Source organism: Streptomyces sp. NPDC001889 (assembly GCF_053594535.1).
The window spans coordinates 285,530-308,555 of sequence record NZ_JBSFER010000003.1 but is presented as its reverse complement, the minus strand read 5'-3'; the positions used below and the strand labels follow the sequence as shown (position 1 = coordinate 308,555).

Annotated in this window: 19 protein-coding genes and 2 pseudogenes; 7 read left to right on the top strand and 14 right to left on the bottom strand. The window is 73.7% G+C overall.

Features of this window, described 5'->3' with window-relative positions; translation table 11 throughout:
* Nucleotides 1-163: 163 nt before the first annotated feature.
* Nucleotides 164-1,861, top strand: coding sequence for a chitinase (locus ACWCRA_RS04885; protein WP_451066853.1), 1,698 nt, complete (start codon nucleotides 164-166; stop codon nucleotides 1,859-1,861).
* A gap of 298 nt (nucleotides 1,862-2,159) precedes the next feature.
* Entirely contained in the window at nucleotides 2,160-3,509 is a 1,350-nt protein-coding gene (locus tag ACWCRA_RS04880) for a M14 family metallopeptidase (protein ID WP_451066852.1), read from the top strand.
* A gap of 73 nt (nucleotides 3,510-3,582) precedes the next feature.
* Here the strand turns inward: ACWCRA_RS04880 and ACWCRA_RS04875 are convergent, their stop codons facing one another.
* The 4 genes and pseudogenes from ACWCRA_RS04875 to ACWCRA_RS04860 all read right to left on the bottom strand — a co-directional run.
* The gene (locus ACWCRA_RS04875) at nucleotides 3,583-3,993 is read right to left on the bottom strand and encodes a RidA family protein (protein WP_351547010.1); all 411 of its coding nucleotides are present in this window, start codon (nucleotides 3,991-3,993) and stop codon (nucleotides 3,583-3,585) included.
* A 44-nt stretch (nucleotides 3,994-4,037) separates the two neighbouring features.
* Complete coding sequence (locus tag ACWCRA_RS04870) at nucleotides 4,038-4,790, bottom strand: IclR family transcriptional regulator (RefSeq protein ID WP_351547007.1); 753 nt, start codon at nucleotides 4,788-4,790, stop codon at nucleotides 4,038-4,040.
* Nucleotides 4,787-5,083, bottom strand: a pseudogene (locus ACWCRA_RS04865) (PfkB family carbohydrate kinase); the annotation flags it as partial. The pseudogene ACWCRA_RS04865 and the gene ACWCRA_RS04870, both read right to left, overlap by 4 nt.
* Nucleotides 5,084-5,713: 630 nt before the next feature.
* A pseudogene (locus tag ACWCRA_RS04860) lies at nucleotides 5,714-6,409 on the bottom strand (sugar kinase); the annotation flags it as partial.
* Between the two features lie 189 nt (nucleotides 6,410-6,598).
* On the opposite strand from ACWCRA_RS04860, the gene ACWCRA_RS04855 reads away from it, so the two are divergent.
* Both ACWCRA_RS04855 and ACWCRA_RS04850 read left to right on the top strand, forming a co-directional pair.
* Complete coding sequence (locus ACWCRA_RS04855; RefSeq protein WP_351547004.1) at nucleotides 6,599-7,873, top strand: alanine racemase; 1,275 nt, start codon at nucleotides 6,599-6,601, stop codon at nucleotides 7,871-7,873.
* 17 nt (nucleotides 7,874-7,890) lie between these two features.
* The gene (locus tag ACWCRA_RS04850) at nucleotides 7,891-9,498 is read left to right on the top strand and encodes an N-acyl-D-amino-acid deacylase family protein (RefSeq protein ID WP_351547001.1); all 1,608 of its coding nucleotides are present in this window, start codon (nucleotides 7,891-7,893) and stop codon (nucleotides 9,496-9,498) included.
* 12 nt (nucleotides 9,499-9,510) lie between these two features.
* Here ACWCRA_RS04850 and ACWCRA_RS04845 read toward each other — a convergent pair whose 3' ends face one another.
* Nucleotides 9,511-9,741, bottom strand: a complete 231-nt coding sequence (locus ACWCRA_RS04845) for a hypothetical protein (RefSeq protein ID WP_351546998.1) — start codon at nucleotides 9,739-9,741, stop codon at nucleotides 9,511-9,513.
* A gap of 172 nt (nucleotides 9,742-9,913) precedes the next feature.
* On the opposite strand from ACWCRA_RS04845, the gene ACWCRA_RS04840 reads away from it, so the two are divergent.
* Nucleotides 9,914-10,177 carry a chaplin gene (locus ACWCRA_RS04840; RefSeq protein ID WP_351546996.1) on the top strand — a complete coding sequence of 88 codons (264 nt, stop codon included), beginning with the start codon at nucleotides 9,914-9,916 and terminating at the stop codon, nucleotides 10,175-10,177.
* Nucleotides 10,178-10,251: 74 nt separating this feature from the next.
* Here ACWCRA_RS04840 and ACWCRA_RS04835 read toward each other — a convergent pair whose 3' ends face one another.
* Nucleotides 10,252-11,112: a tyrosinase family protein gene (locus tag ACWCRA_RS04835; RefSeq protein WP_451066851.1), complete on the bottom strand. Its 861-nt coding sequence runs from the start codon at nucleotides 11,110-11,112 to the stop codon at nucleotides 10,252-10,254.
* Nucleotides 11,113-11,131: 19 nt separating this feature from the next.
* Entirely contained in the window at nucleotides 11,132-11,572 is a 441-nt protein-coding gene (locus ACWCRA_RS04830) for a tyrosinase family oxidase copper chaperone (protein WP_451066850.1), read from the bottom strand.
* An 861-nt stretch (nucleotides 11,573-12,433) separates the two neighbouring features.
* Between ACWCRA_RS04830 and ACWCRA_RS04825 the strand changes: the two genes are divergently transcribed.
* Entirely contained in the window at nucleotides 12,434-13,651 is a 1,218-nt protein-coding gene (locus tag ACWCRA_RS04825; protein WP_351546988.1) for a cytochrome P450, read from the top strand.
* Here ACWCRA_RS04825 and ACWCRA_RS04820 read toward each other — a convergent pair.
* The 4 genes from ACWCRA_RS04820 to ACWCRA_RS04805 all read right to left on the bottom strand — a co-directional run bounded on the left by ACWCRA_RS04820 (nucleotide 13,648) and on the right by ACWCRA_RS04805 (nucleotide 18,084).
* A complete protein-coding gene (locus tag ACWCRA_RS04820; RefSeq protein WP_351546985.1) occupies nucleotides 13,648-14,148 on the bottom strand; it encodes a DUF5949 family protein in 501 nt (166 codons plus the stop codon). The genes ACWCRA_RS04825 and ACWCRA_RS04820 overlap by 4 nt on opposite strands.
* A 45-nt stretch (nucleotides 14,149-14,193) precedes the next feature.
* Nucleotides 14,194-14,736 (bottom strand): DUF4352 domain-containing protein, encoded by a 543-nt coding sequence (locus ACWCRA_RS04815; protein ID WP_351546982.1) that lies wholly within the window; start codon nucleotides 14,734-14,736, stop codon nucleotides 14,194-14,196.
* Nucleotides 14,737-15,439: 703 nt separating this feature from the next.
* Complete coding sequence (locus ACWCRA_RS04810) at nucleotides 15,440-16,705, bottom strand: NAD(P)-binding domain-containing protein (protein ID WP_351546979.1); 1,266 nt, start codon at nucleotides 16,703-16,705, stop codon at nucleotides 15,440-15,442.
* Nucleotides 16,687-18,084: a carboxylate--amine ligase gene (locus ACWCRA_RS04805; RefSeq protein ID WP_451066881.1), complete on the bottom strand. Its 1,398-nt coding sequence runs from the start codon at nucleotides 18,082-18,084 to the stop codon at nucleotides 16,687-16,689. Before ACWCRA_RS04805 ends, ACWCRA_RS04810 begins: the two co-directional genes overlap by 19 nt.
* A gap of 177 nt (nucleotides 18,085-18,261) precedes the next feature.
* Between ACWCRA_RS04805 and ACWCRA_RS04800 the strand changes: the two genes are divergently transcribed.
* Nucleotides 18,262-19,836: a glycoside hydrolase family 26 protein gene (locus ACWCRA_RS04800; RefSeq protein WP_451066849.1), complete on the top strand. Its 1,575-nt coding sequence runs from the start codon at nucleotides 18,262-18,264 to the stop codon at nucleotides 19,834-19,836.
* Between the two features lie 3 nt (nucleotides 19,837-19,839).
* Here the strand turns inward: ACWCRA_RS04800 and ACWCRA_RS04795 are convergent, their stop codons facing one another.
* The 3 genes from ACWCRA_RS04795 to ACWCRA_RS04785 are packed head-to-tail and all read right to left on the bottom strand — an operon-like array spanning nucleotide 19,840 to nucleotide 23,026.
* Nucleotides 19,840-20,988, bottom strand: coding sequence for a GNAT family N-acetyltransferase (locus ACWCRA_RS04795; RefSeq protein WP_451066848.1), 1,149 nt, complete (start codon nucleotides 20,986-20,988; stop codon nucleotides 19,840-19,842).
* Nucleotides 20,988-21,665, bottom strand: a complete 678-nt coding sequence (locus tag ACWCRA_RS04790) for a YveK family protein (RefSeq protein WP_351546970.1) — start codon at nucleotides 21,663-21,665, stop codon at nucleotides 20,988-20,990. The genes ACWCRA_RS04795 and ACWCRA_RS04790 overlap by 1 nt, the downstream gene beginning before the upstream one ends.
* Complete coding sequence (locus ACWCRA_RS04785; RefSeq protein ID WP_451066880.1) at nucleotides 21,662-23,026, bottom strand: glycosyltransferase; 1,365 nt, start codon at nucleotides 23,024-23,026, stop codon at nucleotides 21,662-21,664. The genes ACWCRA_RS04790 and ACWCRA_RS04785 overlap by 4 nt, the downstream gene beginning before the upstream one ends.

The window sequence follows — 23,026 nt, the reverse complement described above, 5'->3', positions numbered from 1 at the left end:
GGAGTGCGCACCCCAGGGTATGGCTGAAAACCGATGGCGCTTCCACGGCACCAATCACTGCTTGAGGGCTTGACAACCTCATTGGTCTGGACCAGTTTTACGACCCAGCGGTGGCCACCGTTTCTCACCCTCCTCCCCCCAACTCCCCCACTGGAGGCAGCAAGTGGACCGCACCACACGCTCGCGGAGATGGCTCGGCGGAGCCCTGGCCCTCGCAGTCGGGGCCGGGCTCACCGTCACCGGCATGACAGGAACAGCGCAGGCGGCGGACATCAATGTCGCCAAGAACGCCGGGTTCGAGTCGGGACTCTCCAGCTGGACCTGTGCCGGCGGCAGTGGCGTGAACGTCTCCACTCCCGTGCGCAGTGGAGCCTCGGCCCTCAAGGCGACACCGGGCGGACAGAACAACGCCCGCTGTACCCAGACCGTGGCCGTGAAGCCCAACTCGACGTACCAGCTCAGCGCCTGGACCCAGGGCGGCTACGCCTACCTCGGCGCGAGCGGCACCGGCACCACCGACGTCTCCACCTGGACCCAGGGCAGCGCCGGCTGGAGCCAGCTCAACACCAGCTTCCGCACCGGCGCGAGCACCACGTCCGTCACGATCTACACCCACGGCTGGTACGGGACCCCCGCCTACCACGTCGACGACGTCAGCGTCTTCGGCCCCGACGGCGGTGGCGGCCAGGAGCCGGAGCCCGTGATCCCGCCGGCCCCCTCCGGGCTGGCCCTGGGCGCGGTGACCTCGTCCTCCATCGCCCTCAACTGGGGTGCGGCCGCCGGCGCGACCGGCTACAACGTCTACCGCGACGGCGCCAAGGTCCAGTCGGTGACCGGCACATCGGCCACCGTGACCGGGCTGACCGCCAACACCTCGTACCAGTTCCAGGTGACGGCGACCAACAGCGCGGGCGAGTCCGTGAAGTCCACGGCCGTCTCCGGCCGGACCAGCGACGGACCGGTGCAGCCGAACCCCGTGGTGCCCAAGCACGCGATCACCGGGTACTGGCAGAACTTCAACAACGGCGCGACCGTGCAGAAGCTCCGTGACGTGCAGTCGGCCTACGACATCATCGCGGTCGCCTTCGCGGACTCCACCACCACGCCCGGCGAGCTGACCTTCAACCTCAGCCCGGCGCTCGGCTACGCCAACGTCGCCGAGTTCAAGCAGGACATCGCCGCCAAGAAGCAGGCCGGCAAGTCGGTCATCATCTCCGTCGGCGGCGAGATCGGCAATGTGACGGTCAACAGCGACGCCTCCGCGACCGCCTTCGCCAACAGCGCCTACGCGCTGATGCAGGAGTACGGCTTCAACGGTCTGGACGTGGACCTGGAGCACGGCATCAACTCCACCTACATGACGAAGGCGCTGCGCCAGCTCTCCGCCAAGGCCGGCCCGAACATGGTGCTGACGATGGCCCCGCAGACCATCGACATGCAGTCCACCTCGACCGAGTACTTCAAGCTGGCGCTCAACGTGAAGGACATCCTCACGGTCGTCAACATGCAGAACTACAACAGCGGCTCGATGCTGGGCTGCGACGGCAAGGTGTACTCGCTGGGCACGGTGGACTTCCTCACCGCGCTGGCCTGCATCCAGCTGGAGAACGGTCTCGACCCCTCGCAGGTCGGCATCGGGGTCCCCGCCTCGACCCGGGGCGCGGGCAGCGGCTATGTCAGCCCCACCGTCGTGAACAACGCGATGGACTGCCTCACCAAGGGCACCAACTGCGGCACCTTCAAGCCCGCCAAGACCTACCCGAATCTGCGCGGTGCGATGACCTGGTCCACGAACTGGGACGCCACGGCCGGAAACGCCTGGTCGAACTCGGTCGGGGCGCACATCAAGACCCTGCCGTAACCGCTTGACGGCGGGGCCGGTCCCACACCGGCCCCGCCCCGCACCGGCGGCCCCCGGGCCGCCACCGGACCAGTCGTACGAACCCGTCCACCCCCACGCCAAGGGTCGTACGACATCCATGGCAGCGCCACCGCATCCGCGGGGGCGCTGCTGTGCGTTACGGGCCGGTCCGCCCGCCGGCCCGGGCCGGCCCACCCGCCCTCTTGACCCGGGCATGTCAGGTCCAACAGGATGTGGGCGCCTGTTCGCACGATGCACGCGCCGGTTCCACCCTCCCAGTCCACATCCTGGAGACAGCATGCGACTTCGGATACGCGGCAGCGGCCGGAAGGCCGCCACGCTCAGCGCCCTGCTGGCGCTCGCGGTGGCGGCCCCCTTCACCGCCAGTGCGGCGCCACCGGACCCCGGGGCACCGGCCTCCAGGGCACCGGCCGCCACCGCCGACGAACAGACCCGGCAGTACCGGATCAGCGGTGAGACCACCGTCGCCTCCCGGACCGCCATCGCGGCGAGCGGGGCCACCGTCGACGAGGCCGGCGACCACTCCACCGTCGTCAGCGCCACTTCCGCGCAGGTGAAACGGCTGCGGGCGCTGGGCCACCGGCTGACCGCGCTGCCCGGCCCGCCGGCCCGTACCGCCGGCGGCCCCGTCCAGGCGCTCGACTTCCCGCCCGCGGACTCGCGCTACCACAACTACGCCGAGATGAACACGGCGATCGACCAGCGGATCGCCGCCCATCCCGACATCATCAGCAAGCGGGTCATCGGCAAGAGCCACCAGGGCCGGGACATCATCGCCGTCAAGATCAGTGACAATGTCGCCACCGACGAGAACGAGCCCGAGGTCCTCTTCACCCACCACCAGCACGCCCGTGAGCATCTGACGGTGGAGATGGCGCTCTATCTCATCCGTGAGCTGGGCGACGACTACGGCACCGACTCCCGGGTCACCAACGCCGTGAACAGCCGGGAGATCTGGATCGTCCCGGACGTCAACCCGGACGGCGGCGAGTACGACATCGCCACCGGCAGCTACCGCAGCTGGCGCAAGAACCGCCAGCCGAACACCGGCTCCACGGCGGTCGGCACCGATCTCAACCGCAACTGGAACTTCCGCTGGGGCTGCTGCGGCGGCTCGTCCACCTCTCCGGGCTCGGACACCTACCGGGGCCGCGCGGCCGAGTCCGCGCCCGAGGTGAAGGTCGTCGCGGACTTCGTCCGCAGCCGGGTCGTCGGCGGACAGCAGCAGATCAGGACCGGTATCGACTTCCACACCTACAGCGAGCTGGTGCTCTGGCCGTACGGCTACACCACCGCCGACACCGCGCCCGGCATGACCCAGGACGACCGCAACGCCTTCGCCGCGGTCGGGCAGAAGATGGCGGCCAGCAACGGCTACACGCCCGAGCAGGCCAGTGACCTCTACATCACCGACGGCTCGATCGACGACTGGCTGTGGGGCAACCAGAGGATCTTCGGCTACACCTTCGAGATGTACCCGGGCAGCTTCGGCGGCGGCGGGTTCTACCCGCCCGACGAGGTGATCGAACGGGAGACCAGCCGCAACCGGGACGCGGTGCTCCAGCTCCTGGAGAACTCGGACTGCATGTACCGCTCGATCGGCAAGGAGGCGCAGTACTGCGCCTGACGGCGGCGGTACGCGGCGAGCGGGCCGCCCGGTCGGCACCGGGCGGCCCGCTCGCGCGCGGCGGGGGGCCGGATCAGCCCAGGACCGCCAGGGCGTCGATCTCGATGAGCAGCCCGGCGGGCAGCCCGACATAGACCGTCGTACGGGCCGAGGCGGGGGCCTTGAGGCCCTGCTCCTCGAAGTAGGCGTTGTAGATCTCGTTCATCTCGGCGAAGTGGTCCACGTCCGTGAGGTAGACGCGCATCATCATCACGTCGTCCCAGCTCGCGCCGCCCTCCTCCAGGATCGCCTTGACGTTGGCGAAGGTCTGGAGGGTCTGCTCGCGCAGGGTGGGGCCCGCCGGGGTCGGGGCCTGGCCCTCGACGGCCGGGAGGAAGCCGACCTGGCCGGCGACCTGGAGGATGTTGCCCTTGCGGACGCCGTGGGAGAACTTGGCCGGCGGGGCGGTGTGGGTCGCGGGGGTGATCGCGGTCTTCTCGGTCATGCGGGTTCCTTCGGGCTGGTCGTGTCTCTACGGGGTCGGACGGTTCAGTGCGGGGTGCCGGAGCCGGAGTACTCCCGGCTGATGGCGTCGGCGGTGCGGCGCACCAGCGGGAGGAGGGTGAGCAGCTCCTCGGCGGTGACGACCACATTCGGCGCGGAGACCGACATCGCGGCGACGACCCGGCCGGCCGCGCCCCTGATGGGGGCGCCGATGCAGTTGATGGACTCCTCGTGGCCGCCGAGATCGGTGGCCCACCCCTGGTCGCGGACGGCGGCCAGCTCCTTGAGGAAGGCTGCGGCGTTCGGCGTCGAACGGGAGGTGTACAGGGGGTAGTCGAGCTTCTCGGCGATGGCGCGCCGCTCGTGCTCGGGCAGATCGCCGAGGAGGAGTTTGGCGACGGCGGCGACGGTGATCGCGACGGGTTTGCCGATACGGGAGTACATCCGGACCGGGTAGCGGCTCTCGACCTTGTCGATGTAGAGCACCTCGCTCTCCTCGTACACGGCGAGATGGACGGTGTGTCCGATCTGCTCGTTGAGGGTGACGAGGTGGGGGTGGGCGATGTCGCGCACGTCGAGGTTCTCGACGGCCTCCTGCGCGAGGGCGAAGAGCCGGGCGCCCAGGCGGTAGCGCTGGTCCTGCTGGCGGTAGACGAGGCCGTGGTCGTGGAGGGTGCGCAGCAGGCGCAGCGCGGTGGACTTGTGGACGCCGAGGCGGTCGGCGACCTGGCCGAGGTCGGCGGGGCCCTGCGCGAGCAGCGGCAGGATGCTCAGCGCGCGGTCGACGGTCTGGCTCATGGGGTGCGTACCTCCTCATCCGCGGCTGAGGTCCAGCCGGGGGCGAGACGAAGTCTCTCCCAGTCGGCGTCGCCGAGGGCCACGAGGCGGTCGGCGTGCGCGGTGGAAGGGGGGGTGGTGAGGTCGCCGGGGACGGTGAGGGCGGCGGCGGCCCAGAGGTGGCCGTGGCGGAGGAGGTCGCGGGGAGGGAGGGAGCGGAGGGTGGCGGAGAGGAAGCCGGCGGCGAAGGCGTCGCCGGCGCCGACGGGCGCGGTGACGTCCACGCGGGGCGCGGGCACGAAGGTGACGGTGTCCCCGACGCCGGTGCGCTGCCCCGCCCCCGGCCCCACCCCGGCCGACCCGGCACTCGAGGACGAACCCTCGCCCCCAGGAGCCGACACCCCGTCGGGCCGCTGCCCAGAACCCGGTCCCACCCCGCCCCGTCCGGCGCTTGAGGACGAACCCTCGCCCCCAGGAGCCGGCACCCCGTCAGGCCCCTGCCCAGAGGCGGGGCCCACCCCAGCCCGTCCGGCGCTTGAGGACGGACCCTCCGCCCCGGGAGCCGGCACCCCGTCAGGCCGCTGCCCAGAGGCGGGGCCCACCCCAGCCCGTCCGGCGCTTGAGGACGGACCCTCCGCCCCGGGAGCCGGCACCTCGTCGGGGCTCCGCCCCGAACCCCGCTCCTCAAACGCCGGAGGGGCTGAGGTGAACGGGCTCTCGTCCACCGGCAACGCTGAGGTGAACGGGCCCCCGGACGCCGGCGACGCCGAGGCGGACAGGCCCCCGGACGCCGGAGAGGCTGAAGTGAACGGGCCCTCGGTCACCGGCGACGCCGAGGTGAACGGGCCCCCGGACGCCGGCGACGCCGAGGCGGACAGGCCCTCGGTCACCGGAGGGGCCGAGATGAGCGGGCCCCCGGTCACCGGCGGAGCCGAACCCACCCGGCCCCCGCGAACCCCCTCCTCGCGGGCGAACATCGTCGCACCCCGGGCAGCCTGCTTGACGATCAGGACCGCGGGGTCGGGGAGGGCCTCCCTGATGGCGGCGGGGCCCACCAGGCCCCAGGCCTCCTCGGCCTCGTCCTCGCCGACGAAGACGAGGTCCGCGCCCCGGGCCAGCTCCAGAAGAATCTCCGCGCCCGAGGACTCCCCCCAGAGACCGGGCCGGTGATTCAGGTCGAAGGAGACCAGGGGCCGCCCGGGCCGGCGCGCGGTCAGGGCGCGCATCAGGGCCAGGCACTCGGGCGAGAGCGCCGCGGTGATCCCGGAGAGGTGGAGGACGCGGGTCGCGTCCAGCACCCCCGCCGGAACGGTCTCCGGCGACATCGCGGACGCCGCCGACCCCCGCCGGTAGTACACCACCTCGTGGACATCGGTGGCCCGGTCCGTCGCGGTCCGGAAGTAGATCCCGGTCGGACGGCGCGGGTCCCGGCCGACGGCCGAGGTGTCCACCCCGTACCCCCCGATCGCCCGGATCAGATGATCCCCGAACCCGTCCGCCCCCACCCGGCTGACCCACTTCACCCGGTGCCCCGCCGCCGCCAGCGCGCACGCCACATTCGACTCGGCCCCGCCGATCGCGCGCGCGAAGGAGGGCACGTCCGCGAGGCGTCCGGGCTGCGACGGCAGGAACGTGACCATGGACTCGCCGAGGCAGATGACATCGGCGACATCCACGGCCTCGGTTCCGGTCAGGCTGCTCACCCTGGGGCTCCTCGCGGTGGTCTGGTGTGGTCGGGTCCATTGACCCGACACTGCGCCGGATGTTAGACACCATCGAGCGATATACGCAATGAGTGTTGCACACAGTGCAACGACAGGGAGGACCCCATGCCCGACGACCACCTCGCCGCACTCGGGCGGGAGCGCGTCGACCACCGGTTCAAGGCGCTGCCCCCGGACGCCGAAGGACTGACCGTCGCCGAGCTGGCGGCCGAGCGGCGCTCCCTCTTCACGGGCGGCTTCACCACCCCCGTACTCGCCCTCTCCGCCGCGTCCGTCGAGCACAACCTCACCCTGCTCCAGACCTACTCCGAGCGCCACGGCCTGGTCTTCGCCCCGCACGGCAAGACCTCCATGTCCCCGCAGCTCTTCGCCCGCCAGCTGGAGCACGGCGCCTGGGGCATCACCGCCGCCGTCCCCCACCAGGCCCGCGTCTACCGCGCCCACGGCATCCAGCGGATCTTCCTCGCCAACGAGGTCGTCGACACCGCCGCCCTGCGCTGGCTCGCCGGCGAGCTGGCGGACCCCGACTTCCGCTTCATCTGCTACGCCGACTCCGTGCGCGGTGCCGAGCTGATGAACGAGGCGCTCACCGGGGCCGGCGCGCCCCGGCCCCTCGATGTGGTGGTGGAGCTGGGCGCGGGCGAGGGAGCCCGCACCGGGGCCCGTACGGAGGCCGAGTGCGCCGCCGTCGCCGATGCCGTCGCCGCCGCCCCCGCGCTGCGGCTCGTGGGCGTCGCCGGGTACGAGGGCGAGGTGCCGGGCGCCGACAACGGGAACGTCCGCGCCTGGCTGCGCCGCCTCGTCGCGCTGGCCGCCGCCTTCGACCGGGAGGGCCGGTTCGCGGACTCCGGCGAGATCGTCGTCAGCGCGGGCGGCAGCGCCTGGTTCGACGCGGTCGCGGATGTCTTCGCGGAGATCCCGCAGCTCTCCCTGCCGGTGCTGAAGCTGCTGCGCTCGGGGGCGTATGTCTCCCACGACGACGGCCACTACCGCCATCTCACCCCCTTCAACCGGGTCCCGGAGGAGGGTGCCCTCCAGCCCGCGTTCCGGCTCTGGGCCCAGGTGGTCTCCCGGCCGAGCCCGGGGCAGGCGTTCCTCAACGCGGGCAAGCGGGACGCCGCGTACGACCTCGATCTGCCGGAGGCCCAGGTGGTCCGCGACGGCCGCACCGGGGAGATCCGGGCGGCGGACGGCATCACCGTGACCGGTCTCTCCGACCAGCACGGCTGGGTGGAGACCGCGCCCGGCGCCGCGCTGGAGGTCGGCGACTGGCTGGGGCTCGGCCTCTCGCACCCCTGCACCTCCTTCGACAAGTGGCAGCTGATCCCGCTGGTCGAGGCGGACGGCACGGTCACCGACTACATCCGCACGTTCTTCTAGGCCGGGGATCTCGCACCATGGATCTCGTCATCCGGGCCGCCCGGGTCATCGACGGCACCGGCGGCCCCTCCTTCCGGGCCGATGTCGGCGTCCGCGCCGGGCGGATCGCCGCGATCCGCCGCGCGGGCGAGCCGGCGCTCGACGGCACCCGCACCCTCGACGCCGCGGGGCTCGCCCTCTCCCCCGGCTTCATCGACATGCACGCCCACAGCGATCTCGCCCTGCTGCGCGACCCCGAGCACCTGGCGAAGACCGCCCAGGGGGTGACGCTGGAGGTCCTCGGCCAGGACGGGCTGTCGTACGCGCCGGTGGACGACCGCACCCTCGACGAGGTGCGCCGGGCCATCGGCGGCTGGAACGGCGGCGGGCCCGGTGACGACTCCGTGGACTTCGACTGGCGCACCGTCGGCGAGTACCTGGACCGCCTCGACCGGGGCATCGCGGTCAACGCCGCGTATCTGATCCCGCAGGGCACGGTCCGGATGTACGCGGTGGGCTGGGACGACCGCCCCGCCGGCGAGGCCGAGCTGAACCGGATGCGGCAGCTCGTCGCCGAGGGCATGGAGCAGGGCGCGGTCGGGATGTCCTCGGGGCTGACCTACACCCCGGGGATGTACGCGAAGGACGCGGAGCTGACCGAGCTGTGCCGGGTGGTGGCCTCCTACGGCGGCTTCTACTGCCCGCACCACCGCTCGTACGGGGCCGGGGCCCTCCAGGCGTACGAGGAGATGGTGACCCTCACCCGGGAGGCCGGCTGCGCACTGCACCTGGCCCACGCCACGATGAACTTCGGCGTCAACAAGGGCAGGGCGGGCGATCTGCTGGAGCTGCTGGACACCGCGCTGGCGGCCGGGGCCGACATCTCGCTCGACACCTATCCGTACACCCCGGGCTCCACCACGCTGGCCGCGATCCTGCCGGGCTGGGCCGCCGAGGGCGGGCCCGACGCGCTGCTGGCGCGGCTGGCGGACGGGCCGACCGCCGAGCGCATCCGCCACGATCTGGAGGTGACCGGCTCGGACGGCTGCCACGGGGTGCCGGTGGAGTGGGAGACGATCGAGATCTCCGGGGTGACCGATCCGGCGCTCGCCGCCCATGTCGGCCGCACCGTCGAGCAGTCGGCGCGGGAGCGCGGGGAGGCGCCCTGGGTGACCGCGCGGCGGCTGCTGATCGAGGACCGGCTCGGCTCCACGATCCTCCAGCACGTCGGCCACGAGGAGAACGTCCGGGCGATCATGCGCCACCGGGTGCACACCGGGGGCAGCGACGGCATCCTCCAGGGCGAGAAGCCGCACCCGCGCGCGTACGGCACCTTCCCGCACTATCTGGGCCGGTACGCGCGCGAGCTGGGCATCCTCTCCCTGGAGGAGACGGTCGCCCATCTCACCTCCCGCCCGGCGGCCCGGCTCGGGCTCGCCGACCGGGGGGTCGTCCGGGAGGGACACCGGGCGGACCTGGTGCTCTTCGACCCGGAGACGGTCGCCGCGGGCTCGACCTTCGCGGCCCCGCGCACGCTGCCCACGGGCATCCCGCACGTGCTGATCGATGGGCGGTTCGTGATCGAGGACGGGGTGCGGACGGAGGTCCTGGCGGGCCGCTCCGTCCGCCGCACACCGCGCGGATAGGCCGTACGGGGATCAGGAGGGGAGGCCGCCGGAGACCCCGCCGGGGACGATCTTGCCGACGATGTCGGTCACGGGCGCGAGCGCGCCCCCCGGCGGCGGCTTGAGCAGATTGCGGTCGACCTCGGTGGCCGAGGGCTTGGCGGCGGGCTGGTGGGCGGTGGCGGCCTGGGCCGCACCGGCGGCGGAGACGGCCAGGGCACAGGCGGCGGCCGCGACGGCGGCGGCCTTCTTGTACTGGATCATGCGCTGTGCAACGCCCGGGAGGGGCGGCTGGTCACGTTCCGACACGTGTGCCACTACGGCATGGGCGGTCACTTTGGCGATCATCCGTTACCGCCCACGGCCTGCGGCGTTGAAGGAGCGTGAAGGCCGCAGGCCCTGTGGCCGCTGTTCTGAAGAACTGCAAGGAGAACTGATGTCGCGTTTCGCCAAGGCCGCTGCCGTCGTCGCCGGCTCGGGCGCCCTCCTGGTCGGCGGCGCCGGTATGGCCACCGCCGACGCGGGAGCGCACGGCGCTGCCACCCACTCCCCCGGTGTGCTGTCGGGCAACCTGGTGCAGGTCCCCGTCCACATCCCGGTCAACGTCTGCGGCAACACCGTGAACATCATCGCGCTGCTGAACCCGACGTTCGGCAACACCTGCGTCAACGCCTCCGAGGGCAGCGCGTACGGCCACTGATCCACCGCACCTCCCCGAGCACCGCGGCCTCCCCCCGCTTCCGCGGGGGAGGCCGCGGTTCTGCGTACCGGGCGTCACACGTACCGGTAGACGCGGGAGTGGTCGAGCAGTTCGGCCGGGCGCACCTCCCACGGCGGCAGCGGATCGTGGAGGGCGAAGACCCGCCCGGCCTGGGGGTCGGAGCCGGCCGGCGGGGTGCGCGGCAGATAGCCGGAGCGCGGATGGGCGCGCTGCCAGCGGTCCCACAGCAGATCGATGAAGGCGTGGTGGAGCCAGAAGACGGGGTCGTTGGGCGAGGTGGCGCCCAGCATCAGCCCGCCCACCCAGCGGTGCACACGGTTGTGGTTGCGCCAGCGCTCCTCGCCCCCGGCGCTCCAGCCCTCGATGCTGTTGCGGAAGCCGGTGCGCGCGGTGGAGTCCCAGGGGGCGGTGTCGTAGACGGGGTCGGCGAGGGCCCGGCGGACCTCGCCGGCGGTGGGCAGGTGGACCGGGTCGGCGGGGCGGCCGAGATCGCGGGTCAGATACTTGCCGTCGGTGATCCGGGAGGTGATCCGCCAGTTCCCGTTCCGGTACGCGAAGGGGCCGGTCATCACCTGACGGTCGCCGAACCTGCCGGTGCCGCCGAGGAAGTCGTCCGCCCAGAGGGAGGCACCGGGCGTGCGGTCGGCGGTCCAGTCCCAGTACGGGACGGTGACATCGGGGTCGATCCGCTGGAGCGCCCGCTCGAACTCCAGGAGATAGCGCCGGTGCCAGGGGAAGAAGGAGGGGGTCATATGGGCCGCCCTCGGCCGGTTCTGGCCGTCGGGGACGTAGAAGGCGTCGTGCATCCGGACGAATTCGTCGTACTGCCCCGAACGCTTCAGCTCCAGCAGCGCCCCGACCAGCCGCCGCTTCTCCTCGGCCGTCAGATTCCGCTGGTTCTTGCGGGTGTGCACGGGTGCGGCTCCTCGGTCGTCAGTGGGCGGGGTGCGGCGCGAGACGGGCGCCGCCCAGGTCGTCCACGGCGGCCCGGGCCACCTCGCGCAGGGTGGGGAAGGATTCGTAGTGGTTGACGGAGCTGAGATAGCTGCCGTCGGCCCGGCGCATCACGTGGAGCGGCCGCCCGTCGATCCGGACCTCGACGCTCGGCACCCCGCCGCCCGGGGGCGCGCCGGCCGGGGTTCCTCCGGCGGGGACGATGACGGTCTCGCCGCCCTGGATGTGCCGCCCCCGGTACATCTCCGCGAACCGCTCCAGATCCCGCCCGGGCCCGGGCGCCCGGCGAAAGGGCCCCGCCGGGGCCCGCCGCCCCACGAGCACCGGCGCGAGAGCTCCTGCGGTGCCCGCGACCACCCCGGCGGTGAAGAGCGCCCGCAGGGCGGTGCGCCGGGTGAGCGGGCGGGTGGGGATGCGCATGGTTCGTTCCGTCCTGTCCGGAGGAGTGTCCGCACGACAACGGGCCTCCGGCGCGGGGAGTTCGGGGGCGCGGGTTCGGAGAGTGCTGCTCCCCGGGTAACGAGTGGGGAGGGGGAACGGGTGCGGATGTCGCCTGTCCGCAGCAATGGGGGTGGGCGTGAGCCATGGGCCCGCCCGCCCTTGACCGGGCCTCGCGGGGGTGCGGCGGCCTGGGCCCCGGGGCCCGTCCTGGCACCCCCCCCAGAGCTGCGTGGGAGGTGCCCCCGGAGGGGCTGGTTGGTTCGGCGTCGCTCGAACCGGAGCAAACCGGGCCCCGCCGGAGACGCTGGGGCAACGCACTCCGGCCCCGCTGTCGTCTGAGGGCACCCACCCGGCCCCGGCCCCTGCCGGAGCGGCTGAAGCAACACACCCCGGCCCCACCGGAGACAGCGAGGCAGCACACCCCAGCCCCGCTGTCGTCTGAGGGCACCCACCCGGCCCCGGCCCCTGCCGGAGCGGCTGAAGCAACACACCCCGGCCCCGCCGGAGACAGCGAGGCAGCACAACCCAGCCTTGCCGGAGACGCCGAGGCAGCACACCCCAGCCCCGCCGGCGTTTGAGGCGCGGGGGTTCGGGGGCTGGCCCCCGACCGTGGCCCGCGGGATGCGGGGACCTGTGGCACAGGGTCCGTCCTCAAGCTTCCCCAGAGCTGCCTCCGGGAGGTGCCCCCAGACAGGCTGAATTGCTTGGTCCGGGGGGCGTTCGCGGATGCCCGGCGGTGGGGTGAATCCGAGGGAGGCGGGGTCGTGTTCAGCCGGGCTCCCCCTGGCACGTGGGCCAGCATGGGCCCTCCGGCACACGCCCCCTCAGGAGGCAGCCCCCATGACCGTCCCGCCCGACCTCGCCAACCCCGCCTTCTGGCGCCTCCCCCGCCCCGACCGCCTCTCCGCCTTCGCCCACCTCCGCTCCCTCGGCACCCCCCTCCGCTTCGGGCCCGGCCCGGGCTTCTACGCGCTGGTGAAGCACGCCGACGTACGCGAGGCCAGCCGCTCCCCCCGGCACTTCGCGAGCGCCCCGGGCGTCACCACCCCGGAGCCCGCCCCCTGGGCGAAGGCCGTCTTCGGGAACTCGATGGTCAACATGGACGGCCCCGAACACGCCGGGCTGCGCGCGATCGTCGCCCGCGCCTTCACCCCGCGCCTGCTGGCGACGGCCGAGCAGAACATCCACTCCGTGGCGCGGCGGATCGTGGACGAGATGATCCGCGACCGCCCCGGGGACTTCGTACCGGCGATCGCCTCCCGGATGCCCTTCGAGATCATCTGCGATCTGATGGGCATCCCCGCCCACCACCGGGCGGACATCGCCCGGCGGATCGACGAGGCCTCCGAGAACGTCGGGGTGGGACGCCGCCGGGTCCGCGTCCCCGGGCGCGGGCTGCGGGCCCTCGCCCATCTCCAGCTGGTGATGGCGCGGCTGGCCCGGGAGCGCCGCCGCCGCCCCGCCGACGATCTGATCTCCGCACTGGTGTGCGCCGATGTCGACGGGTCGGCGCTCAACGCGCGCGAACTCGGCGCCTTCTTCTCCCTGCTCCTGGTCGCCGGCGTGGAGACCACCCGCAACGCCATCGCCCACGGCCTCGCTCTGCTCACCGAGCACCCTGCCCAGCGCGCCCTGCTGGAATCGGACTTCGACCGGTACGCGGACGGCGCGGTGGAGGAGATCGTGCGCCATTCGACGCCGATCATTCAGTTCCGCCGCACGGTGGTGGCCGAATGCGAGCTGGGCGGAAGGATTTTCCGCCCCGGCGAGAAGGTGGTGCTCTTCTACGCCTCCGCCAATCGCGACGCGGCCGTGTTCGAGAACGCCGATGATTTCGACATCACCCGCGACCCCAATCCGCATCTGGGGTACGGGGGCGGCGGCCCGCATTACTGTCTGGGCGCCCATCTGGCCCGCCAGGAGATGAAAGCCCTCTTCGCCGAACTGCTCACGCGCCCGCGCGGGCTGCGGGCGGTGGGCGCGGCCGAACTGGTGGACTCCAGTTTCGACAACCGGGTCCGGGCCCTGCCCTTCGCCTTCGACACCGCCGCCGGTTAGCCGCGGAGCCTGCTCACCGGCAGCAGGGCGTGGGCCGCCGCCATCAGGGTCTCCTCGTCGCCGAGGTGGGCCCGGAGGACGTCCTCGGTGACGGGCTCGCCCGGGACCGCCTCGGGCCAGGGGCGGGTGCCGAGGAGGAGATGGACGTGGCCGCGTGCGTCGGCGGCGGCGAGCCACTCGGGCGGGGCGGGGCACTGGGCGCTCAGCCCCGGCATGTTGAGGACGGCCCGGCCGCCCTCGACCAGCAGCCGGACCGGGGAGTTGAAGGACGCCGCGGTGGCGTCGGTGAGCCCGGAGATCGTCAGCCCGGCGTCCTCGATCAGCGCCGTCAGGGCCGCGGTGCCGCCCTCGGGGCCCGCCTCCCCGTCGCCGAGGGAGTACACCAGCAGATACGGCATGTCGTGGCCGCCGGCCGGGTCACCGGTCCAGGCGAGCATGGAGACGGTGCCCAGATGGCTGCGCTGAACGGTGGAACGTGCGGAATTCGCAAGGGTCATGGGTCGGCACCCTAATGCCCGGTGCGGCTTGTGCGGGGACCGCGTTCACCTGGATGGGGGAAAGCGGAGCTGCCAGACGGAGGTGTGGTTTCCGAGGGCTGTGTGGAGCCGTACGATCCTTGACCGCTCGGGCACTTCGAATACCAGCCAGCCCTGTTTCTGTTCGCCGACCGCGAGCGTGTTCCATGTCAGCGGGGCGCCGGTGGTGAGCCTTCCGGTGGTGACCGGGGAATAGCGTTTTCCCGTCTCGTCGACGGCCCAGGCGCGGGCGCCGGTGGTGTCGTAGGGCCTGCCGCCGATGTTGAGGAGGGAGACATCGGCGCCGAACCACCGCTTGCCGCTTCCCGGCCCTTCGGCGGCGCGGGTGGCGACGGCGGGGTCCACCTGGCCGAGCACGGAGACGCGGAGGTGCTCGCCGAAGCCCCGGCCGGTGAGGTCGACCGAGTCGCCGAACCACGCGGGGGCGGGGGTGGGAATGGCGGGGCGGGGCTTGTGGTCGGTGGGGGGGTGGGGCGGGCTGTCGAAGGGGTTCTGGCAGGAGGTGGTGGTGGTGAGTGCCAGTGCCGACAGCAGGAGGGTGGAGGCCATGTGACGCATGGGTCCCCTTCGGCAGACCGTTTTCCGTATCATCACCGGCTCGGCCGGGGAAGGGGTCGCTGTGGGGCCCGTGTCGCGCCCCAAGTCCCCCGGAGGGCCCGCACCCGGCCCGTCGGACCCACCCGGCCGTCCGGCGCTGAGGACGGCCCCGCGCCACGGGCGGCCCGGGCAGCCCCGGGCCCGTCTGGGGGTGCCTCCCAGAGGCGGCTCTGGGGGAGCTTGAGGACGGACCCGGTCCACGAGAGCCCGGGCCTGTGCGTCTCCAGCCCGTCCGGCGCTTGAGGACCGACCCCGGTCCACAGGTCCCCGCATCCTGCGGGCCCGGGTCGGGGGCCGGCCCCCGAACCCCCGCTCCTCAAACGCCGGAGGGGCTGGGTTGCTCAGGTCTCCGGAGGGGCTGAAGTGGCGCGGCTCCAACACCGGAAGGGCTTGGTGCCTCACGCGCCGGAGGGGCTGAGGATGGCGCCTCACGCGCCGGAGGGGCTGAGGTGGTGCGGCTGCGGCCCCCATCGCCGGAGAGGCCGAAATGGTGCGGCTCCCACGCCGGCGGGGCCGGACGAGTGCCGGCTCACCGGCGGGGCCAAAGGAGTGCCGGCCCGCGGGCGAGGCCGGAGGAGTACTGCCCCGCCGTCGGGCCGGACGAGTGCCGGCTCACCGGCGAGGCCGAAAGAGTGCTGCCCCGCCGGCGAGGCGATCAGCGGTCGCGGGCCGGCTGGCGTGGGGGGAGGGATGGTTCGGCCGGGCGGGGGAGGCGGACCGGCGGGCGGTCGCGGAGGCGGCGGCGCACCCCCGCCACCAGCCGCTGCGCGGTGAAGCTCGCACCGTGCACGAACCGCATCGCCGGCCCGAACGACGGCGCCGTCAGCAACCCCGCGAAGAACAACCCCGGGCAGGACGACTCGAACCCCGCCGTCAGCTCGGGCGCCCGCCCGCCCCCGACCGTCCCCACCGCCCTCCGCAGCGCGGTGTCCAGCAGATCGAGCCGGTCCAGATCCGGGGTGAAGCCGGTCGCGGCGAGCACATGATCGGTCTCCACCGGCACGGCGCTCCCGTCGGGCGCCCGCAGCGTCAGCAGCACCCGCTCCCCCCGGACCTCCGCACTCCGCAGCCCGTGCCCCAGCAGCGCCGGCACCCGGCGCTCGTACCGCTCCCTGAGCCACCACGCCCCCGCCGGGCCGAGCGCCGTGCGGGCGATCTGCTCCCGGGTGGCCGCGGGCAGTTGGCGTACCGCCCAGGGGGTCTCGGACCAGACCCAGCTCGTCCAGCCGGTGCCGAGCCCGCTGTGCGGGGTCCGCAGCGAGCGCAGCAGCCCGCGCTGGAGGGGTTCGGGCGGGGTGTTCCAGTTCAGCCGGGAGCGGCGGGCGACCAGCCGGGGCCTGGCGCCCTGTTCGGCCAGGAGGGTCGCCGTCTCCAGCGCCGCCTGGCCCGCGCCGAGCACGGTGACGTCCTGGTCGCGGAAGCCGCTGAGGTCCCGGTGGCCGCTGCTGTGGGAGACATGGGGCGCGGGCAGCCCGGCGAGCTGCCCGGGCAGGTTGACGAAGGGCATCACGCCCACCGCGAGGACCACCGTCCGGGCCCGCACGCGCTCGCCGTCGGCGGTCTCCACCCGGAAGCCGTCGCCCACCGGGGCCACCAGGGTCACGGTCCGCTCGTCGACCGCCGGAACGGCGTGCTCCGCGAACCACATGCCGTACTCGGTGAACGCGGCGATCGGCAGCGGGGTGCCGTGCGCCGCGTCGAAGCCGTGCTCCTCGCCGAAGTCCCTCAGCGTGTGCGCGCCGGACGGGTCGGAGAGATTGGACGACCAGGGCTCCGACTTGAGGTACATGCCCTCGGGCATGTGGTCGCGCCAGGACGCCATGGCCCGCCCGAAGACCTTCAGACTCATCCCCGCCGCGGCGGCGTGGGCCGCGATGGAGAGCCCATAGGGGCCTGCGCCGATCACTGCGATGTCGTACATGGGGTTCCTTCTCGCTGAGGGGTGGACGGGGCGGGTACGGGAGCGGGAGCGGGAGCGGACGCGGACCGCAGCCGGGCGACCGCCTTGACGGCCCCCCGGCCGAGCCAGGCGCGGGTCATGGAGAGCAGTGGCCTCGGGTCGTCGGCCGCGTACCAGGCGGTCTCCAGCGCCGGGGCGGAACCGGCGCTGTCCCGCCGCGCGGCCGGCCCTCGGGACGCGGGAGGCGCGGGCGGCCCCGGGGGCTCACGGAGCGAGGCGAGCGCCGAGAGCAGCGCGTAGTTCTCGGCGACGAAGACCCGCCCCGCGCCGCCCTCGCGCTGGACGGCCCGCTGCCCGGTGAGATCGCGGTAGAGGGCGCGTACGGCGTCGAGCCCGTCGGGGTCCGTGAAGAGCCGGAACTGCGCCCCGGGCCGGGGGTTGGCGTCGAGGAGCTGATAGGTGCCGGTGGAGCGGTCGTGGCGGAAGTCGAGATCGAGGATGCCCCGGTAGCCGACATGCGCCACCAGCCGCATCGCGGCGGCCTCCACCTCGGGGTTGGGCTGCCAGCGGCCCTTCGCGGTGAGGCCGGTCCGCACCGGCCAGGACAGCTCCTTGCGCCCGGAGCCGCCGAGCAGCCGGACGGGCCCGTCCGGGCCGCCCGCGCCGAAGCAGCCGTGGAAGAACCAGTCCGTGTCCGGCGCGTCGGGGATGTACCGCTGGAGCAGCAGTCGGCTGCCCGCCGCCCCCGCCTGTTCGCAGAGGGCCCGGGCGGCGGCCGGGGAGCGCACCAGGGTCGTGCTGCGCAGCCCGGCGGCCGGGGGCAGCAGCCACGGGTGGCTCCACTTCGCCACCAGCGGCAGCCCCAGGCTCCGTACCGCGTCGGCCGCCTCCCCGGGACCCTCGGGGACCACGGTCGTCGGGTGCGCGATGCCCGCCTCGGCGCAGAGCCCGGCGAGTTCGGCCTTGTCGGCGAGGCGGCGCGGCAGCCCGGGGGGCTGGTCGGGGAGGTGGAAGCGGTCGGTGAGGCGGGCGGCTTGGGCGGCGGTGTGGATCGCGCCGAGGTCGTCCATGGCGATCAGCACCGCGCGCCGGCCGATCCGCTCCGAGATCCGCCGCAGCAGCGCCACCAACTCCTCGGGCCCCACGGGCCCCGGCGGGACCGGGTGCGCCCGGCGCAGAAAGCGGGAGCGGGCGACGGGGCTGCGGGCCGACTCGACCACGGCGTGCACGTCGACACCGGCCCGCCCGAGGGACCGCACGGCGCCGAGGGTGCCGTGGTGAAAGGGATTGGGGTCGAGCCGGAGCACCAGGGCGGGCACCCGGGGGTCGAAAGGGGCTCCGGCGGTATTCCCGGTTTCGTACGGCACTTCGGGCGCGGCTCCGGTGTCGAAGGGGGGCATCAGCGTCACAACTTTCACCTGGATGGTCCTGAACAACCGGCCCGTTCTCGCGAATGGCGCGCTGACGGGATGTCAATCGGCACATAAGTAGGACTTTCTGTCTACGGTCGGGTACGCCGTGTTTCTCAACGGCTTTCTCGGCCCGGACAGCACGCACTGCTTTCTTGAGGAGGAGCCATGACCCGTCGGCGCCGGTTCACCGGAACCTGTATCGGGACGGTTGCCGCCAGTCTGCTGGTTTCCGCGGGAGTATTCGGAGAACGGACGGCGGGCGTCGCGCGCGCCGACGAGGCGTCACCCCCGCCGACCGGTGTCTCGTCGGTCGCGATGGGCGCCTATCTCGACTACGGACCGTCCGGCGTCTGGCGGATGGATCAGCTCTCGCGCTGGCTCGGCGGTACGGAGCTGAGAGTCGGGCACACCTATCTGCCGGGCGACCGGTGGAGCAATATCGAGGGCGGCCCCGGCTTTCTGGAGGACTGGGCGCGCTGGCGGCGCGGCGCGGAGGGCCGGATGCTGGTGCTCAACGTGCCCATGCTGGAGCGGAACGAGGACCGCGTCCCCGACCACGAGGTCGCGCGGCTGCTGCGGGCGGGCGCGGCGGGGCGGTTCGATCAGCACTTCAGGACGCTGGCGAACCGGCTGGTGGAGCTGGGGGTGCCGGACACGGTGATCGTGCTCGGCTGGGAGATGAACGGCACGACCTACACCCATCGCTGCGGCCCCGACCCCCGGGCCTGGAAGGCGTACTGGAATCGTATTGTCACAGCGATGCGTTCCGTTCCGGGGCAGGGTTTCCGGTTCGACTTCGCACCGAACCGGGGGACCGACGCGATTGCCTGGACCGAGTGCTACCCGGGTGACCGGACCGTGGACATCATCGGAATGGATTCGTACGACCAGGCGCCGGGGCGGACGTTCGATGAGCAGGCAAACGCTCCGTACGGTCTCCGGCACCAGGTGGAATTCGCGGCGGCGCACAACAAACCGATCTCGTACCCGGAGTGGGGGCTGTTCCGGAACGGGGACAACCCGGAATACATGCGGGGGATGCTCGACTGGATCGAGCGCTACCGGCCGCTGTATCAAACCATCACGGATTACTGTCCGCACGGTGTCTGGCAGTGCGATGACAACCCCAAGTCGTCGAAGGTCTTCCATTCGGTGTTCTCCGCGAAGCCGGGCCCCGCGGTGCCGACACCACCGGCCCTCCCCACACCCCCGGCCGTCCCGGCACCGACCCCGGTGCCGACGCCCACGGCGGTGCCCACGGCGGTGCCCACGCCACAGGCGCCCGCCACACCGACCACACCGCCCATGCCCTCCGTACCCTCCGTACCCTCCGTACCGTCGCCGGTGCCCGGCCCGTCCGTCGTCACCGCGCCTCCCGTGGCGCCGGTACCGCTCCCCGTCCCGAGCGCCACACCGACACCCACGCCGACACCGACACCGACACCGACACCGACAGCCGCGCAGACGCCCGCACCCGCACCAACGCCCAGCCCCGCCGGTCCGACACCCGCTCCCACCCGGACGCCCGGGGCACCGGCCGGGACGGCGGCGCCGGTGCCGGCACCCGCGCCGGTGCCGGCCACCGCGCCCCGGCTCAACTCCCGTGAGTGGTGCGTCCCGGTGAACCTCGGGAGCTGGGTCACCGCCTGGGTCCCGCAGCGGAAGTACTGCGTGACGATTCCCTGGCCCACCGGCTGGCCCTTCGGCCCGTCCGGGTCCGGCGACCGGAGCGCGTCCTGAGGCTCAGGACCTCCTGGCCGCCCGCCAGTCGTTGAGCCGGGCGCGCCACTCCTGCGCGGCGGGGAAGCGGGTGTGCACCGCCCCCGCCGCGCGGGCGCGCCAGGTCACCCGTGCGGCGTGCAGCCGGAGCAGGGGCGCCAGCGCCGGCGGGGCCATCAGCAGCCGCTGATTGGTGACCGGTTCGGGCCGCCAGTGGCGTTTGTACGGCTCGTCGCCCCGCAGCATGCTCAGCACCCGCCGCCCGGCCGAGGCGGCGGCGTCGGCGTCGTGCCGGAGCAGCATCGTGGCGACATCGATCCGCCGCTCCCGCAGCCCCGGGTCGGCCCCGTAGAGATATCCCCCGGCCAGCGCTCCGGAGAAGAGCGCCACACTGGCCGCCACGACCTCGCCGTCGTGGCGGTACTCGGTGAGATCCGCCTCGCCGTCGCGCACCATCCGGCGGGTGGCGCGCGCCAGGTGCTCGGCGAACCGGGGCCGCAGATGCTCGACGGTGACCCCCCGGCCCCGCCACTGGAGTTCGTGCAGCCGCAGCAGATGCGCCATGGCCTCGGGAACCTCCTGGCCGGTCACCGTACGGTCCTCGATCTTCAGCGAGTCGATCCGGCGCAGCTTGGCGCGGACCCGCTGGGCGCGGTGCGCGGGCAGCCGCTGGACCAGTCCGTCCATGGGGGCGGCGGGCAGCTCCAGACAGACCGAGTCGGCCAGCCGCCGCCGGCCGCCGCGCCAGCTCTCGTACAGCAGCTCGGCGGCGGCCCCGGGGCGCACCTCGCGCAGGTCGACCACGGTGCGCCGGGCGGCGCGCCACAGTCCGCGCTCCAGGGCGGCGACCGCCCGGCCGCGGTGGTCGTCGTCCAGGAGGATGTCGCCGTAGTCGGAGACGGTGCCGCCGAGGAGCACGAGGAGCGGCATCGGGCGGTGGACGAGCATCAGCGGGGCGGCCCCGATCAGCCGCCCGTCCAGACGGACGAGAAGGGTCCGCAGCCGGCCGTCCGTGCCGTACGAGAGCCACCAGGAGTCGAGCCAGGCGTGGCTCTGGAAGGGGGTGGCGGTGGAGCAGCGGCGCCGGAGGTCGTCCCATTCGGGGCGCAGCCGGGCGAAGGCGCGGGGGTCGCGGCAGAGCGTGACGGTCACCCCCGCCGGCGCTCGCCCCATCAGACCCGCTCCCGCTCGACGGCGTCGCCCGCCCCGGCCGGTGCGGGCACGGCGGCGACGGCGGCCCGGGGCCGCCGCCGGGGCCTGACCAGCAGCGCGAGACCGCCCAGCAGTCCGCCCGCGCAGCCGCCGACGGCGGTGGCGATGCGCGGGGAGGGCGAGGCGGGGTGGGCGGGCGGGATGGCCTGGGAGAAGCTGACCAGCTGCACGCCGGTGCTCTTGGCGACCTGGTTGCTGCTCACGAAGACGGCGTCCGCGACCGCGTTGGCGATGTCGGCGGCCTCGGTGGGGCGGTGCGAGGTCCCGGTGATCGCGATCATCGGGGAGTCGGGGGAGGTCTCGGTCCGCACCCGGGAGCGCAGCACCCCGGCGGGGACTCCCGCGGCGACCCGGGCGTACGCGATGGTGGATTCGCTGGTGGCGATGCGCCCGTACGCCTGGGCGAAGCCGAGGGCGGCGCCGGGCTGGGTGTCCTTCGCCGGGACGGCGACGACATAGCTGGTGGCGGAGTACTGAGGGGTGGCGAGCAGCCCGTAGGCGGCGCCGGCACCGGCACCGGCGAGGGCGCAGACGGGCAGTGGCCACCAGCGCAGGGGGGCGGCGAGCCGGGTGACGAACCTTCTGATCCGCCCCCGGGAGGCGGGGGCGGGGGCGGCGGATTCGGGCGAGTCGGTCATGAGCGTGCTCTCTCGGTCGTGGGGTGGGAGGGGCCGGCGAGGACGCGCTCATAGACCTCCATGAGGCGCTCGCCGCTGGACGCGATGGAGTAGTGCCGGACGGCGGGCGGGGCTTCGAGCCGCCGCGCCCCGGCGGACCGCAGCCGCCGCAGCGCTCCGGCCAGTTCCTCGGGCGGCCCGTCGATCCGCCGGCTCCCGGGCGCCTGGCCCGCCGGCAGGTCCTCGACGGCCGGGCAGGCGCCGTGCAGGACGGGCAGCCCGGCGGCGAGCGCCTCGACGACGGCGAGTCCGAAGGCCTCCTCCCGGGACGCCGACACGAAGACGTCACCGGCGCAGAGCACCCCGGGCACTCCGCTCGCCCGCCACGCGTCCGGGGCCCCGGCGCCGCCGGCGGGTGGGGAGGGGCCCGGCGGACCGGGCGGACCGGGCGGGCGCACGGGCCCGGCGGCGGGACCGGGACCGGCTCCGGGACCGGCTCCGGGACCGGCTCCGGGACCGGCTCCGGGACCGGCGGCCCCGGCGGCGGCTTCGGCGGCGGCTCCGGCGGCGGCTTCGGGAAAGGGCGGCGGGCCCTCCGGCGCGGGAGCGCGGCGGGGCGCGTCGCACTCGCCCAGGAAGTGCACGCGGTGGGCGATGGAGAGCCGGGCCGCGAGGGACTCCAGGGACGCGCGCCGGGGACCGTCACCGGCGAGGAGGAGATGGGTGCCGGGGAGCCCGGCGACGGCGCGGATCAGGGTGTCGAAGCGCTTGCCGGAAACCAGCCGGCCGACCCCGGCCACCACGAACTCCCCCGGCCCGATGCCCAGTGAGGCGCGGACGGCCGCGCGCACCGCCGGGTCGAAGCGGAAACGGGCCGCGTCGATCCCGTTGGGCACGAGGTGAATCCGCTCGTCCGGCACCCCCCAGGCCCGCAGCCGCGCCGCCACCGTCGGCGACACCGCGACCGTCGCCGCGCCCAGCCGCTCCGTCGCCAGATACAGCGCGCGCACCCGCCGGGTCAGCGGACGCCCCTCGATCTCGGCCGCGCCGAGCGAGTGCTCCGTCGAGACGGTGGCGCGGACCCCCGCGAGCCGCGCCGCCACCCGCCCGTACACGCCCGCCCGGTACAGATGCGTGTGCACCAGGTCGTACCGCCCGCCCCGGATCAGCGCGGTGAGCCGGGGCAGCGCCCCGAGGTCCCGGTTGCCGCCCATGCCGAGGTGGTGCACCCGCACCCCGTCCGCGCGCAGCGCCCTCGCCACCGGGCCCGGGTTGGTGAGGGTCACCACCTCGCACTCCAGCGGCAGATGGCGCAGCAGCAGCAGCAACTGCTGCTCCGCGCCCCCCACACCGAGCCCGGTGATCACCTGGAGCGCCCGCAC